The following is a 15,902-nucleotide window of genomic DNA, read 5'->3' on the forward strand; positions in this document are numbered from 1 at the left end:
AGCACCACCTTTGTTTGAAAATTCTTACTTTTATTTTACCGTTATGAGGGACGGACCCCAACCGTATTTCTCTTTATACCGGCTGAGTGTAATCAAGGGCCATATCCATTGGTAGCTGTGGTAATGAATGTAGAAGTTTCCCGGAAGTCCCACTCCTGTCGGGTATGTTTTGTTTGTACTGCCTTCTGTTTCATTCATGATAACGAGGAGCGCCATCATTCCTAAATCAATCGCAGGGGTCGGTTTTTCTTCGATACAAATGAGTGCCTCCAAGGCCCACGCTGTTTGTGAAGGGGTGCTGAAGGAAAGAGGGACGTATGACTTTTTCTGATCGCTGTAGCAAGACTCCCCCCATCCGCCGTCTTTTTGCTGAATGCTCTCCAACCATTCTTTAGCCCTTTGAAGATGTTTATCAGATGATGAGACCCCCGCTGCTTTCATCCCCGTGATGGCCGCCCACGTACCATAGATGTAGCAGACACCCCATCGTCCGTACCAGGATCCATCTTCCTTCTGCATCAATTTAAGCCACTCCACCCCTTTTTTTACTTGGGGATGACTTTTGTTCAGTCCTGCCTGTCTGCCCAGGAACTCCAACGCTCTTCCCGTTAGATCAGGGGTGGATGGATCGATGGCCGCAGCTTCTGCCCCGTCCATTGGAAAAGAAGAGAGAATCGTTTTCGTCTTGTTTTTTTCAAAAGCCGGAAAGCCACCATCCAGGTTTTGCATGCCGAGTACCCATTCCAGGCCACGGTCCCAAGACGGCAGGATATGTGGGTTCCCCGCTGCAGCATACGTAATGGCCCTTAGAGCCGCTGTTGTATCATCCCCATCAGGGTGAATGCTGTTAGTCTCCGAAAAGCCCCATCCCCCGGGCTTTACTCCGCTCTCAAAAGCCCAGTCACCATACTTGAAGTGCTGCTTTTTGACAAGGTAATCCACTGATTTCTCAATGTATGGTTCATCAACCCCCAATCCCGATTCCTGAAGGGCATGACTGATAAGGGCCGTGTCCCAGACGGTCGAAGGTGAATTTTGAATATGAAGGCCATTCTTCGTTTCACAAGCCAATTCTTTCAACCCATGAACCGCTTTTACTATAGTAGGATCACTTTTCTTGTATCCAAGTGCCAGCAGGGCAAATATCATATAAAATGTCGTGCTGAAGTAACTGAGATAGGTCCCGTCCCTCTCCAATCGCTGCAGCATATATTCGAGGGCAAACTGCCGGGCTTGTTGATGAAGATAGGATGGAATGTTCGCAAGTGACTGTATGCCCTGATTGATTTTTGAAAATAGTTTCAATTCCCGTTGACTGTACCTCACTTCACTGAGAAATCGGGAAAGTTCCTGTATTTGTGGTGTACCCTTTGTTCTCAACTGGAAACGAAGATCTTTCAGCAGCATCAACGGAGCAAGGTGGCCACGGGCATAGCTGCTCAAATCCCAAAAATTCACGGGGAATACTTTCGGAAGTAACAGGAATTGTATGGGGATCGGCAGGAGATGCTTCCAGTCATATTGACCTTGAACAGCCAGCATGAACTTCGTAATGGAATGAGCCTTGTGAAGCCCACCCATTTTCTTGATAAACTGCTCTGCTCTCAGCAGTCTCTTATCCTCCTCGCTGACCATGCCGCTGAACCTCAGGGCAAAGTATGCCTCGATGGTTGATGACAGGTTTCCTTCCCTCTCGTCTTCAAAGAGCTTCCACGTCCCTTCCCTTGACTGCAATTTCCAAAGCCGGTTCACAAGCCTGCTTATGAGTTCTTCCTCACCCATCTCCAATGAGCGAAGAAGAATGATCATATACGCATCGGTCATCACACTGTTTTCAAAACAAAAGGACCAGCTTCCTTCTGCACGTTGCATCTGCAGAAGATGCTGTTGAATAGTTCGGATCGTGCTTTCTATATTCTTTTTCATCATTTGTCCCCCCCACCTAGCTTCTATGATGTTATGTATATGAGAAGAACACGGGTACTAGTAGTGAGAAGCAAAGAAGAGCCTGCCACCCGGTTACCGGGGAGCAGGCTCTTCTTGATTTATTTCTATTTTCTGTGAGTAATAGCTGACAAGCTCAGGATAATGATGCATCTCTTCCCTGCCGGAATCGGTGATTTGATACACTCCTCTTTTTACCCTCTCGAACCACCTGTAGTAATTCTTCTGAAGAATAGACGGCGTTTTGTCACCGGTTCCAAGCTTTGCTAAGTTCTTCGGGGACATGGGTCCATATGCTTCCAGACAGCAGGCGATATGAATGCAGCTCTCTTTATAAGCGGTCATGATCTTCGTTTTATTGCTTCCGCCTATATTGTAATCCGCACTGCGGCCTTCGATTTCTTTCACAAGGGCTGCCCGCTTCTTTATACTATTTCTCATGACCTTCTTCCGGTCAAAGGCTTCCGGATGAATGACAAAATCAAGCTTTGGGGTCTTCGTCGTAAAGGAAACGGTGATCAAACCAAGTTCAAGACGCCTGACCAGATGGCGTATATCATTCCAGCGCTTTGAACGGGTATTCTTCGGTTTCGGAATCGCAATGTAAACAAGATCCGTCAGCCGCTGGCGCTTCGTTGCCTGGATCAGAAGCTCTATATTCAAGGAAAGCTTCAATTCGACGATGACAAGATCGTCTTCTTTTATCGCCGTCAAATCACAGTCATTCACTTCACCGTTCACCTGATATCCCTGTTTATAAAAATGGTTTTGGATCGGTTGATAAAGATCCGATTCTTTCAATTTCGTCATGGGTAAAAACCTTTCCGGGAAAAAATTCTATATGATAAAGTATAGACCATTTCAGATAATTTTGCAGTTTCAGAGAAAGAAAGAGGTCCTGGCATCTCATCGTGGAGCTCTGGAAGGGTAGGTGGAATCGATTATCAGCCAATACCTCCATTTATCTACGATTCTGAAAAAAACGACATCTCCATCTGCCCTTAAGAAAAACCTTACCCACGGATCTTCTCTATCTCATCTGCTACAAATTGTACTGAAGTCCCGACAATCACTTGAATGCTATTGTCACCAACCACATGGATGCCTGGAACGCCCGCCGCTTTGATCCGGTCCTGATTCACAGCCTCCATATCCTTCACTTCCACTCTCAATCTCGTAATACAATTCTCAACCGAGGTGACATTTTCATCTCCGCCGAGTCCGGCATAGATTTCTGCTGCCATGACAGCAAACTTGTCTTCTCCTGTGAGTGTTGTAGCTTTCTCGCCTTCTTCTCCTTCTTCTTCACGCCCAGGGGTCATAAGATTGAATTTCGCAATCATAAAACGGAATAAGAAATAATAAAGGAAAGCAAATACCACACCTTGAATCAATAGCATATACGGAAGATTTGCCAGGGGAAGCCTGGAGCTCAGTACAAAATCGACGAACCCGGCGCTGAAGCCGAAGCCTGCAGTCCAGTGGAAGAAAGAAGCAATCGCAAGGGATAACCCTGTCAGCACTGCATGTGCTACATATAAAAGAGGAGCTACGAACATGAACGCAAATTCAATTGGCTCCGTCACTCCGGTGAAGAAGGAAGCAAAACCTGCTGCAAGCATCAGTGAGGCGACCTGCTTTTTCTTAGCCGGTTTCGCTGCATGATAGATGGCAAGCCCCGCTGCCGGAAGACCAAACATCATCACCGGGAAGAATCCCGCTTGATACATCCCCGTCACACCTTTTTCTCCAGTGCCCGACCAGAAGTTCCCGATATCATTGATACCCGCCACATCGAACCAGAACACGGAATTCAGTGCATGGTGCAAGCCTGTAGGAATCAATAATCGATTAAAGAAGCCGTATAATCCGGCCCCTGTAAACCCGAGACCGCTGATTTCCTTCCCGAAGGAAACAAGCGCCGTGTATATGACCGGCCATACAAACAGCATCACACCAGAGACGACCAGCATGGCAATCGCCGACATGATCGGGACCAATCGTTTTCCACTGAAAAAGGCAAATGCATCCGGAAGCTTCACATGACTGAATCGATTGTACATACCTGCCGCGACGATCCCTGAGAGAATCCCGACAAATTGATTTCCGATCTTCCCAAATGCAGGATTAACTGCCTCTTTGTCAATGCCCTGCAACAAAGCAACGGAATCTGTGGAAAGCAATGTGGTAATGACGAGGTAGGCGACGAGTCCGCTTAGAGCTGCAGATCCATCTCGCGCTTTCGCCATCCCCAGTGCGACCCCGACCGCGAATAAAATCGACATATTATCAATGATTGATGCCCCTGCCTTGATCAGGAAAGCGGCTATGGGACTGTCAGCACCCCATCCGGATGGATCGATCCAATAGCCTATTCCCATCAGGATCGCAGCAGCCGGTAACACGGCAACAGGCAGCATCAACGAACGACCAATACGCTGCAAGTATTTCATCATTTTGTGTTCCTCCTATCAGTCTGTTTTTGAAGATGCCTCGTCTCTCTAATGAGGACAAAGACCTTCTATAAAAAATATTCCGGCATTCACTTGTTTAGAAGTGGGTGCCGGCGCATTCAGACCTTCTGAGAAGAGTTTTCGAGATGTTTGAACGTCATATTGGTCAATAGGATCAACAAGGAATACGCCATGACCGGAAAAAATACGATGTAGGGTTCCAATAATAACTCTCCGTATCGGCTACCGATCAAACCGGCCCACTCCTGGGTCATGCTTGCATGTACATTGAATTGGTCATGCTCCTGTCCCGATGTAATGATCGTTCCTCCTATAAAAATATGAAAAATAGCGAGATGCAACATAAGGGTGAGGACTTGTACGAGCTGCCTGCCTGACAAAACGATAAGTCTCGGGAATAGATGGGGGAGAATATGTCTTCTTGCCTGATGAAGGGACGATCCACCCAGCACCCGGGCACTATCCATAAATTCAAATGAATGGATATGACGTACGGTTTCCCCGATCATTTTCGCAGTCGTCGGTACCCCCACTGCCGTCATCACAATGATCTGTAGGAATACGGATTCAGCCATGGTAAAGGGTGGTGCACTTCTTACCTCATACAGCAAGAAAGGGGTCATCCAGATAATGGATATCAAGGACTGGGGGATGAAGGTGAACGCTTGCAGCAACCCTTCCCCATATGGCGAAACGAACCAGTTTTTGAGCCATACTCCCATTAATGTTGCCAGAAAGATCCTCAACAGCGTGATAACGAAAGCAAATAACATCGTCCACTTCGCTCCCGTCACGAGCATATAAAATAAATCATTGCCTTCCCGGTCCGTCCCCAGCCAGTAAAGACTAGAAGGCGGATAAGGGGTAGTATCCAACACTGCCCCATCTGCATCATAGAGAAAAGGCTTTACGACAGGCTCCACTGATACCATTGGCCAAATGACGCTCAGAATAAAAATGAAACCTAATAGAAACGGTGGTAACATCCTTATCACGTTCACTCTTTTCCCTCTCCCTTCGTTTGATAAAATCGATGCCGATATCGACTTGATCCTTTTATTATAATAAAGAATGGTGTCATGCTAAGGATGAGCATAAAGGCCCAGGATGATGCAGGCTGATCTTCCATGATAAACCTCATGATCCCGTTGCTCTGAAACAGATATTCAATAACAACGAGATTTGTGAGCAGACACAGGATGATGACGGGTAAATGAGCCAGACACTCCATCACCGTATTTTTGAAAAGGTGGTGAAACGAGATAAACGCATCGGAGAGGCCCTTTGATTTCGCAAAAAGTGCATAATCCTTTTCCTTCTCTTCTTTCATCAAAAGAAGCTGCATTTTAAGAAGGTAAATACCCGGTACGATGCTCAATGTCAAGAGTGGCAAGAGAATGGCCTGATGGTCGATCGTTGAATAAGCAAGGGCCAATTCAACACCTGTCTGCTTGTAAAACCATACAACAAATAATTGAACACTAAAGATAAAGAACACATCAGGAAGCGATTCGAGTACGTCTATAGCGGAGAATGTCACTTTTCTCAAATAAGAAGGGATCCGAATAAAAAACAAGCAGGCAAGAGAAGCCATCATGATTGCCATCATGAAGCCCCCGATCAGCAAGGACATACTATAAAAATAGGCATCTAGTATAGAGGGAAACAATTCAATCGCCACCAGCTTCTCATGGAATTCGACCGATCGCGCCTCAGGCATCCGGGAAAAGGAGAGCGTTTCCGAATGTACGTTATAAGAAAGAGTGTCAGGCCGGAAGACTCCCTGCAGAAGCGTCAGGGTGGATGATGTAAAACTCTTCAGTCCGATTATCAGGGCAGGTGAAGCAAGAATGAGAATGATACTTGTGCACGTCAATCCAAATTGACCTATCTCTTTCATGAATGTTCTCATCTTTTTGGCCCCTTATGTAAAATCAGACTCATAAATAAATTGTTCCAGTAATGGGAGTGAGATGAATTGACTCAGATCGGATCGCAACGACTCCATCCTTTCTCTGTTTCCCGAATAAAAGATGTAATACCCTTTGCGCTCACTCTTAACCAAACCTGCCTTTTGAAGAGTCTTGATATGACTGGAAATGGTCGCTTCAGAAAGATCATGTTTTTCAGCAAGCTGTTTCGTACTATAAGGGTGAAGTAATACGTCCCGCAAAATCTTCAATCTTGTTGCTTCTCCCAAGGCTTTAAACATGTGCACTAAATCTTCCGGCGGCTCATCTTTCATCTCTTCTGTTTCCGGAACAGCCACGTGCAACCCAAGACAAAGCCTACCCGGATATACACCAAGCATGACGTGGGGAGTAATGAAAGTAGATGGCTGTAAAGTGATGTGGGGATAGTCCGATAAAGGAAATCGATAGGTCTCTCCTTTTTGGACTTTAATCGTTTGGTCTTTTAAAGTAACATCGGGGTGAACTTCGTTAAGTGCCCCCGGGAAAGAGAGGTCAAGCTTCTGTTGAAACGTTGCAACTGCCCTCTTAATCCATGGGCGAATCCGGAATAATTCCGGCTGAAAGATTTTTTCGTTGTAATCGTACAGAAGCTGATGAATGCGGGCCTTCCACTGCTTAGGCTGGGTTAACAAGTCCTTTTGATGATGGTTCAAGGGGGACATCCTGGTGTCCTTCTTCCAGGTTAGAAGCATATCCGCACTATACTGTTCTCCCAACATGTAAAAAATAAATGACTCATCTGGCATTGAACAAATAAACTCGATTACTTCCTCGGTTGAAGATTCATTCAGTCGATACTCGTTACGGATATTCATGAAGTACATCCACTCGTACGAGAGCGAACCTAACAGGCGGATTTCTTCGACCATTTCTATCGGGAGTGATTCCTCTACCTCCATGGTCCACTTCCTTCGATAGGGATGATGCACCGGATTACACAGCACATGCAAACTGGCCATTAATTCATTAAATGGGGAAAACACAATTTCAACACTCACCACAAATCCTCCTCAACTGATTCGTTATTCATCTAATCAAATTACTAAATTGGATAAATTAAACATAAATTACGGTATATTGGTAGTAATGTCAAGAGGAATTTGAGGGACGGACCTCGGATGGGGGTTGCTAGGGTACGGGGGGTGGGTATTTTCCATAAAATAGAAAAAGACGCAATTACTAATTGAAATGACGCAACTTAGGCAAAAATGACGCAATTTCTTTAATAATGACGCAATCACCTGTAAAAATGACGCAATTATCTCTAGAACCTCTTTAGAAATCTTCTACAAGACGATCTACAGGAGCAAATATGAAACCTTTTTAGAGATTTCACTCGCATGTTCAAGCAAATATCATGATGTTCACCATATTTCCCTTAGAAAGTAGCTACCTCCTTCTCTTTTAAACGAATTTCAGATCCACATCCTCGCAAATCTTATACCACCCACTATGATTTATTGCTTCCATTAAAAAGGCATCCAAATACCTACTGAGGTCCGTCCCCAAAAAATCAAAAACCCCCATCAGGCATCAAGCCCGACGGAGGTCCGTCCCTCAAAAATATTAAGGTAATTCGGTCGTGCCCATGAGGTAGCGGTCGCATTCGCGGGCTGCTTCACGGCCTTCGTTGATGGCCCAGACGATGAGGCTTTGGCCACGGCGCATGTCTCCGGCAGCGAAGACGCCATCGACGCTCGTCATGTAGTTTCCGTACTCTGCTTTTACAGTGGAGTTGCTGTTAGTTTCGACTTCTAGTTCCTTGATCAGATCTTGCTCCGGACCGCTGAATCCAATGGCTAGAAGGACTAGATCCGCAGGCCAGACTTTTTCAGTTCCCGGGATTTCATCACGGATCTTGTTTCCTTCGTCATCATAACGAAGCTTCACATTGACTGTATGAACTTCTTTGATATGGCCATGTTCATCGCCGACAAATTTCTTCGTCATGACGGCATACGCACGAGGATCTTCGCCCAGTACTTCTGCAGCTTCCTTTTGACCGTACTCCACCCGGTGAATGACGGGATACTGCGGCCATGGATTGCCGATTTCATCCCGCATGGCGCCCTTTTTATCATAGATATCAAACTGAATGAGGCTTTTACAATTATGTCGTACAGAAGTGGCCAGGCAGTCTGTACCCGTGTCCCCTCCGCCGATGACGATGACATCTTTGCCCTCAGCAGAAATATAGTTACCGTCCTGTAAGTTGGAATCCAATAGGCTTTTTGTATTGGCCTGCAGGAATTCCATTGCGTAATGCACGCCTTTCAAATCACGCCCATCTACCTGGATGTCCCGGTGAACGGCGGCTCCTCCGCATAAAATCACTGCATCGAAGTTTTCCCGGAGATTTTCGACCGTATAGTCTCTTCCAACTTCCGTATTCGTCACAAATTCAATACCCTCTTCTTTTAAAATATCGACACGGCGCTTCACGACTGAGTATGGAAGCTTCATTTCAGGAATACCATACGTCAAGAGACCACCTACCCGGTCATTCTTCTCAAACACTGTGACGAGGTGACCCGCTTTATTCAGCTGTGCTGCAGACGCCAACCCTGCCGGACCCGATCCCACTACGGCGACACGTTTACCGGTGCGGAACGCAGGCGGTTCCGGAATGACCCACCCCTCTTCAAACCCTTTTTCTATAATTGATCGCTCAACGGTCCTGATGGCAACAGGCGGCTCGTTGATCCCGAGGACGCAAGCCCCTTCGCACGGTGCCGGACAGGCGAAGCCGGTGAATTCAGGGAAGTTGTTCATCTGATGCTCACGCTTCAAGGCCTCTTTCCATTGTCCCTGATACACCAGATCGTTCCACTCTGGTATTAAGTGATAAACGGGACAACCTGTAGTCGATCCGTTGATTTCCATCCCGGACTGACATGTGGGAACGCCGCAGTCCATGCAGCGCGCCCCTTGTTTCTTGACTTCTTCTTCCGAAAGAGGGGACGTATAATCGTCCCAATCTTTCGTCCGTTCAGCCGGGTGCCGTTCATCCAATGTCCTCCGCTTATATTCCATAAATCCTGTTGCTTTTCCCATGATATCCCCCTCCCTGATTAATTCGCAGGTTCCAGTACTTTTTTCTCTTCTTTCGTACCTTCTTCAAATGCGGCCATTTCCGCATCGAATTTCTCTAATCCGCTATTTTCAAGCTCACTGATCCTCTCTCTCATTTTGAGATAAGATTTTGGAATCACGCGCACAAATTTAGATACGTAGGATTCCCAGTTGGCTAAGATTTTCTTTCCATTGTTGCTGTTTGTATAGTGAACGTATCTCTCGATCATGTCATACACATCTTTCATCTCTTCAGGATCAAATAATGGCTGAACCAGGACCAGTTCCTGATTGCACCTTGAGCGGAAGTTTTCATCTTCATCCAGGACATATGCGACCCCGCCTGACATTCCGGCAGCAAAGTTTCGCCCCGTCAATCCAAGGACGACCACTTTTCCTCCCGTCATATACTCGCAGCCGTGATCCCCTACGCTCTCAACGACAACCTGAGCCCCGCTGTTTCGGACGCAGAAACGTTCGCCTGCCACTCCATATATATAGGCTTCTCCACCGGATGCACCGTAGAAGGAAACGTTCCCTATAATCGTATTACGTTCAGGAATGAATGTGGCTGTCGGATCCGGATGAACGATGATCTTCCCACCTGATAATCCTTTTCCTACAAAGTCATTGGAATCGCCGACCAGTCTCAACGTCAGTCCTTTCGGAATAAAGGCACCGAAGCTTTGGCCTGCTGAGCCTTTAAAAGTCAGGCGGATCGTATCTTCCGGTAAGCCTTCCGCTCCATAACGTTTGGTGATTTCGCTTCCAAGCATCGTACCGGTCACACGGTGAATATTTCGGATCGCTGTGGTCCATTCAACAGGCTCACCTGTTTCAATCGCGTTTCGGCAACGCGGAATCAGTTCTTGATAATCCAGCGTCTTCTCAAGCTCATGATCTTGCTTCCGGGTCGCATATCTGCCAACCTTCTCGGGCACATCCGGCTGATGAAGAAGAGCTGAAAGGTCGATACCTTTTCCTTTCCAATGGTCGATTGCCTCATTGGCTTCCAGAATATCGGTTCTCCCGATCATTTCATTGATGGTCCTGAATCCAAGCTGAGCCATAAGCTCCCTTGTTTCCTGGGCAACGAAACGCATGAAGTTCGCTACATGCTCAGGGTCACCTGTGTATTTTTTACGTAACTCAGGGTCTTGTGTCGCGATTCCGACTGGGCATGTATTCATATGACACACGCGCATCATGACACAGCCAAGAACGACAAGAGGTGCAGTCGAGAAGCCGTATTCTTCTGCTCCCAGAAGTGATGCCACAACGACATCCCGTCCCGTCATCATCTTCCCGTCCGTCTCAACGACAATACGGTCACGAAGGCGGTTTAACAATAAAGTTTGATGCGCTTCGGCAAGACCGATTTCCCAAGGCAATCCTGTATGTTTCAGACTGGTCCTCGGTGCAGCACCTGTACCGCCATCGTACCCACTGATCAGCACGACGTCCGCCCTTCCTTTTGCGACACCTGCAGCAATCGTTCCAACGCCTACAGCTGATACGAGCTTTACACTGATCCGCGCCTGAGGATTCGCATTCTTAAGGTTATAGATCAGCTCGGCAAGATCTTCAATCGAATAGATATCATGGTGAGGCGGTGGAGAAATCAACTCTACTCCAGGCGTTGATCCCCTGACTTCAGCAACCCAAGGGTATACCTTTTTACCAGGGAGGTGTCCCCCTTCACCTGGTTTGGCCCCTTGAGCGACCTTGATTTGAATTTCGTCTGCGTTCACAAGATAGTGACTCGTTACACCGAAACGCCCTGACGCCACTTGCTTGATCGAGCTGCGGCGTGAATCTCCATTTTCATCCGGGACAAAGCGACTCGGGTGCTCCCCACCTTCTCCTGAATTGCTTCGCCCACCGATTTTATTCATGGCAATGGCCAATGCTTCATGGGCTTCCTGACTGATGGAACCGAATGACATGGCGCCGGTCTTGAAACGGCGACATATTTCTTCAACTGATTCCACCTCATCAATCGGTACAGCCTTTGTTTCTTTAAACGAAAGAAGTCCGCGCAGAGATTGCAGATTCTGCTTCTCGTCCGTCAACATAGTGGAATATTTCTTGAATAGCTCATAATTATTCGTACGGCATGCATGCTGGAGTGTGTGGATCGTACTTGGATTGTACGCATGATCCTCTCCGTCTCGGCGATATTGGAACTCGTCTCCGGATTCTAATGTACGCTGATTATCTTTTCGTTCATTGAATGCTTTCGTATGCCTTAGTAGTACCTCTTTTTCAATGATGTCCATTCCGATTCCGCCGAGTCTTGAAGCGGTCCGGGTGAAATATTTATCGATGACATCCTTATGAATGCCGACAGCTTCAAAGATTTGGGCCCCACGGTAACTTTGAATCGTTGAAATCCCCATCTTGGATAGGACCTTGATGACACCGTCCGTTCCTGATTTCACAAAGCTCTTTACCGCTTGGTCATACGTCTTGTCTTGAAGCTCACCTTTTCCGATCAGATCACGCAGGGTTTCATACGCTAAATATGGGTAGATGGCCTCTGCCCCGTATCCGAGCAGGGTTGCGAAATGATGGACTTCCCGTGGCTCTCCTGATTCAAGGATAATGCTGACGGTCGTACGCGTCCCCTCACGAATGAGATGGTGATGAAGACCTGACACGGCAAGAAGTGCTGGAATGGCAGCCTTCTCCTTCACCACACCACGGTCGGATAAAATAAGAAGTGTCGCCCCATCTGCTACGGCCTGGTCAGCTTTTTCATAAAGAGCATCCAAAGTACCTTCGAATTGATTTCCTTCTTCGGTTACATCAAACAAAATGGATAACGTGACAGATTCAAAGCCTTTTTCGTTTTGGTGTCTAAGCTTTTCCAGTTCTTCCCCAGTTAAGATAGGTGTCTTTAAATGGATATGTCTGCAGCTTTCAGGTCCCGGATTCACCAGGTTTCCTTCTGCCCCAATCGTGGTTCCCACTGAAGTAATGATCTGCTCCCGAATCGCATCGATCGGTGGATTCGTGACCTGAGCAAATAATTGCTTAAAGTAGTTATAAAGAAGCTGAGGCTTCCTGGAAAGAACGGCAAGAGGTGAATCATACCCCATTGAGCCTACCGGATCTTTTCCATCCGTCACCATCGGCTTGATGATTTTGTTCAGTTCCTCTGTCGTATAGCCGAATGCCTGTTGCTGAAGAAGGACTTCTTCAGATTCCAGTTGAACCACTTCATGAGTCGTTTCCGGCAGGTCTTCCAGTTCCAATTTGTTATTATCCAGCCAATGTCTATAAGGTTGCTCTGAAGCAACGCGCAGCTTGATCTCTTCATCAGGGATGATTCGTCCTTTTTCCAAATCGACGAGAAGCATCTTTCCAGGCTGCAGTCGATCTTTATAGACGATGTCATCGGCAAAAATATCGAGGGCACCCACTTCGGAACCCAGGACGATCATGCCGCCCTTGGTCACATAGTATCTGGCAGGCCGAAGTCCGTTACGATCAAGGCACGCACCGATTTGCGTTCCATCCGTGAACACAAGGGCTGCCGGTCCATCCCACGGCTCCATCAAACAGCTGTGATATTCGTAAAAATCCTTCTTCTTTGGATGGATCGTGTCATCGTTTTCCCAAGGTTCCGGAACCATCATCATGGCCGTGTGTGCAAGGGATCTTCCAGATAAATGAAGGAATTCAAAGCAGTTATCGAACATAGAGGAATCACTGCCTGTCTCATCGATAACGGGTAGGATTTTTTCCAGATCTTCGGCTTTAAAGGCACTTGAGCTGCACAGCTTTTCACGTGCGCGCATCCAGTTCACGTTCCCTCGCAATGTATTGAATTCACCATTATGGATCGTATATCTGTTAGGATGAGATCGTTGCCAGCTTGGGAAAGTGTTTGTACTAAAGCGGGAGTGTACTAATGCTAAAGCTGAACGAAACTCAGGGTGGTTGAGGTCAATATAAAAGGAATCGAGCTGTTCCGGGATGAGCATCCCTTTGTAGACGATGGTCGTAGAAGACAAACTGCAAAGGTAAACGTCCTCTTGTCCTTCCACGGTCTCTACTTCTTTTTCGATTCGCTTCCGGATCACATATAACTTGCGCTCAAAATCCATCCGTGACTGCATGTCTTCCGATGCCCCGATGAAAATTTGACGGATGAACGGTTTCGACTTCGATGCCACTTTCCCTACAAAGGAATCATTAAGTGGAACAGGTCTCCAACCGAGTGTCTTCTGACCCTCTTCTTCAATGATGCGTTCAAAGATTTCTTTACTCTTCTGGCGCTTGTCATAATTTTCAGGAAGGAAGACCATCCCAATCCCATATTCGCCTTTCCTTGGGAGGGTGATGTCCTCTTTTTCACATTGCTTCTTAAAGAAATGATGAGGGATTTGGGTGAGGATACCTGCACCGTCACCGGTACTTGTATCGGCAGATTGTCCTCCGCGGTGCTCTAAGTTACATAGAATATTAATGGCATTTTGAACGATGCTGTGACTTTTTGTCCCATCTATATTTGCAATCATTCCAATTCCACATGCTTCATGTTCTTGCGCAGGATCATACATGCCTTGCGCTACAGGAAGATTCGTTTTCATCCAGTGTCCTCCTCTACTAAACGTGTATATTTTTTGAATAATTAACCGAATGATTAAATTTTCTTAATTTTCGTTAGTATATCATGAAATTTAGAAAAAACGAAAAATTATGTTAATGAAAAATACGCAGATTATCCAAATATATGTGTAATAACGAGGCGGAAAGCTTATATATTAATCATTATTTTAACTTAATATTCAGAATACTTTAACGCTTGATGTTATCATAAAGAAATCGCTTACAATATTTCGCATTCCTAAGCAAATTTCCACAAAACCCAACATGAATTTTCATACAAAATAATTAGTAAAAAAATTTTTTCGCAAACAAAATAAAGCTGATTTTTGAGGGACGGACCTTGCCTTCAATTACTGAAATACCGTTCAGTTTAAGCAGCTGAAACTCTTCTTCTTTTCCCACCTCTCCAACATTCCAAACCACATGAAAGAGGGACGGACCTCCGAAAAACTTCGGAGGTCCGTCCCTCTTCCTTAAAGCTTCTTTCAGCACTTCTGCTTCTAAGACTTCCCCCATCATGAGGGGATAGTCTCACTGAGCTGGAACTAATGAATTTTTATTCTGAAGAAGCTTTTTGATCTCTTGATAGGCTTCTTCGATTGAGTTGACCTTCACCGAAATCCTTCGATCCACAGGATATTGATTGGCCATATGCCTGTAACGCGGGTCATAATAGTATTCAAGGAGCAATTCCAGGATCCGCTCATAATGTCCCTGTTTCAGCTCATTCTCGATTTCATTCGCCACAGGGCTGTGGATTCTTCTCTTAATGACCCTGAACGCATCTGCAAATTCTTCATGATGCTCATGAAGGCGGTACTCTTCCAAAATATGGTCCACCCTTTCTTTCATTGGCATCTCAATAAAGATATGAAAGGCATTTTCCTTCTCCTCTACTAAAAAGTCAGGGAGAAGGAGCTTTCCAATTCGTTTACTTTCCGCTTCAAACAATAGAAAAGGAGATTCTTGAAGCTTCATCAGTTCTTGAAGGAGCAGGGAATCGAATGTTTTCTGATTGTGCGGGGTTAGACCTATTTTCCCGAAAATGGAGCCCCGATGGTTGGCCAGTCCTTCAATATCGAGGACTGGATACCCTTTCCTTTGAAGTCTCTTCAAAATCGCAGTCTTTCCACTGCCTGTCCCGCCGTTCAATACAAAAGAAGCGGGCTTCATTTCGAAAGCCTCCAACTCATTCAGCACCCAGTGACGATAGGCTCTGACACCACCATGTATCCTGTAAGTCTTGATCCCCATCAGGTCAAGGAAGGTCGCAGCCGCTTTGCTCCTCATACCGCCCCGCCAGCAAAACACGACAATCTCCCCATCCAGCTTTCGAAACTCACGGATAAAGGCAGGAAGCTTCCCTGAAAAAATCTCCAACCCCCGGTCCGTTGCCACTTCCTTACTCACCTGTTTATACAGCGTCCCGACTTCTGCCCTTTCCCCATCATCAAACACAGGGATGTTCACGCTTCCCGGAATCGTCATTTCCCTGTATTCAGAAGGTGATCTTACATCGACAAACGTATACTTATGTAAATCGCATTGTTCTATGGTTAGATCCTTGAACATAACGAACACTCCCCTTACTGTCTCTATGTCCTATTTTACACTAAATATTCTTTCCGTTTTGATTCTATTTTAGAACGTTTCAACTAGTCCTTTCATCCTGTTTATACATTGAATATTCAGATTTTTCACCTCATTGGTACTATATACCATCAGTTCATCTCCCACTATAATGGTATTAGAAATAATATTTCATGTTTTTAATTATTTTATTGAAGTATTATTTCAATAAAATGAAAACGGTTTCTTTTAG

Annotated in this window: 10 protein-coding genes; all 10 read right to left on the minus strand. The window is 45.9% G+C overall.

Annotated features, from left to right (window positions below):
• Window positions 1-30 precede the first annotated feature (30 nt).
• The gene (gene shc / locus JI667_RS11560; RefSeq protein WP_244668296.1) at window positions 31-1,929 is read right to left on the minus strand and encodes a squalene--hopene cyclase; all 1,899 of its coding nucleotides are present in this window, start codon (window positions 1,927-1,929) and stop codon (window positions 31-33) included.
• A 90-nt stretch (window positions 1,930-2,019) separates the two neighbouring features.
• Window positions 2,020-2,754 (minus strand): DUF2161 domain-containing phosphodiesterase, encoded by a 735-nt coding sequence (locus JI667_RS11565; protein ID WP_206853434.1) that lies wholly within the window; start codon window positions 2,752-2,754, stop codon window positions 2,020-2,022.
• 203 nt (window positions 2,755-2,957) lie between these two features.
• Entirely contained in the window at window positions 2,958-4,400 is a 1,443-nt protein-coding gene (gene nagE / locus JI667_RS11570) for an N-acetylglucosamine-specific PTS transporter subunit IIBC (protein WP_206853438.1), read from the minus strand.
• 116 nt (window positions 4,401-4,516) lie between these two features.
• Window positions 4,517-5,419 carry an ABC transporter permease subunit gene (locus tag JI667_RS11575; RefSeq protein WP_206853441.1) on the minus strand — a complete coding sequence of 301 codons (903 nt, stop codon included), beginning with the start codon at window positions 5,417-5,419 and terminating at the stop codon, window positions 4,517-4,519.
• Window positions 5,416-6,330 carry an ABC transporter permease subunit gene (locus tag JI667_RS11580; RefSeq protein ID WP_206853444.1) on the minus strand — a complete coding sequence of 305 codons (915 nt, stop codon included), beginning with the start codon at window positions 6,328-6,330 and terminating at the stop codon, window positions 5,416-5,418. Before JI667_RS11580 ends, JI667_RS11575 begins: the two co-directional genes overlap by 4 nt.
• A gap of 12 nt (window positions 6,331-6,342) precedes the next feature.
• Window positions 6,343-7,389 carry an ArsR/SmtB family transcription factor gene (locus tag JI667_RS23150; RefSeq protein WP_206853448.1) on the minus strand — a complete coding sequence of 349 codons (1,047 nt, stop codon included), beginning with the start codon at window positions 7,387-7,389 and terminating at the stop codon, window positions 6,343-6,345.
• 568 nt (window positions 7,390-7,957) lie between these two features.
• The gene (locus tag JI667_RS11590) at window positions 7,958-9,445 is read right to left on the minus strand and encodes a glutamate synthase subunit beta (RefSeq protein ID WP_206853451.1); all 1,488 of its coding nucleotides are present in this window, start codon (window positions 9,443-9,445) and stop codon (window positions 7,958-7,960) included.
• 17 nt (window positions 9,446-9,462) lie between these two features.
• On the minus strand, window positions 9,463-14,061 hold the full coding sequence (gene gltB / locus JI667_RS11595; protein ID WP_206853455.1) for a glutamate synthase large subunit: 4,599 nt from the start codon (window positions 14,059-14,061) through the stop codon (window positions 9,463-9,465).
• A gap of 304 nt (window positions 14,062-14,365) precedes the next feature.
• Window positions 14,366-14,599, minus strand: coding sequence for a hypothetical protein (locus tag JI667_RS11600; RefSeq protein ID WP_206853459.1), 234 nt, complete (start codon window positions 14,597-14,599; stop codon window positions 14,366-14,368).
• A gap of 12 nt (window positions 14,600-14,611) precedes the next feature.
• Entirely contained in the window at window positions 14,612-15,652 is a 1,041-nt protein-coding gene (gene mnmH, locus JI667_RS11605; RefSeq protein ID WP_206853477.1) for a tRNA 2-selenouridine(34) synthase MnmH, read from the minus strand.
• Window positions 15,653-15,902 lie beyond the last annotated feature (250 nt).

Origin of the sequence: Bacillus sp. NTK074B (genome assembly GCF_017303375.1) — a bacterium.
Lineage (GTDB): Bacteria > Bacillota > Bacilli > Bacillales > Bacillaceae_B > Rossellomorea.

Coding starts and splice junctions, on each gene's coding strand:
- shc (WP_244668296.1), bottom strand. CDS start 1,929: ATGATGAAAAAGAATATAGAAAGCACGATCCGAACTATTCAACAGCAT.
- JI667_RS11565 (WP_206853434.1), bottom strand. CDS start 2,754: ATGACGAAATTGAAAGAATCGGATCTTTATCAACCGATCCAAAACCAT.
- nagE (WP_206853438.1), bottom strand. CDS start 4,400: ATGATGAAATACTTGCAGCGTATTGGTCGTTCGTTGATGCTGCCTGTT.
- JI667_RS11580 (WP_206853444.1), bottom strand. CDS start 6,330: ATGAGAACATTCATGAAAGAGATAGGTCAATTTGGATTGACGTGCACA.
- JI667_RS11590 (WP_206853451.1), bottom strand. CDS start 9,445: ATGGGAAAAGCAACAGGATTTATGGAATATAAGCGGAGGACATTGGAT.
- gltB (WP_206853455.1), bottom strand. CDS start 14,061: ATGAAAACGAATCTTCCTGTAGCGCAAGGCATGTATGATCCTGCGCAA.
- JI667_RS11600 (WP_206853459.1), bottom strand. CDS start 14,599: ATGATGGGGGAAGTCTTAGAAGCAGAAGTGCTGAAAGAAGCTTTAAGG.
- mnmH (WP_206853477.1), bottom strand. CDS start 15,652: ATGTTCAAGGATCTAACCATAGAACAATGCGATTTACATAAGTATACG.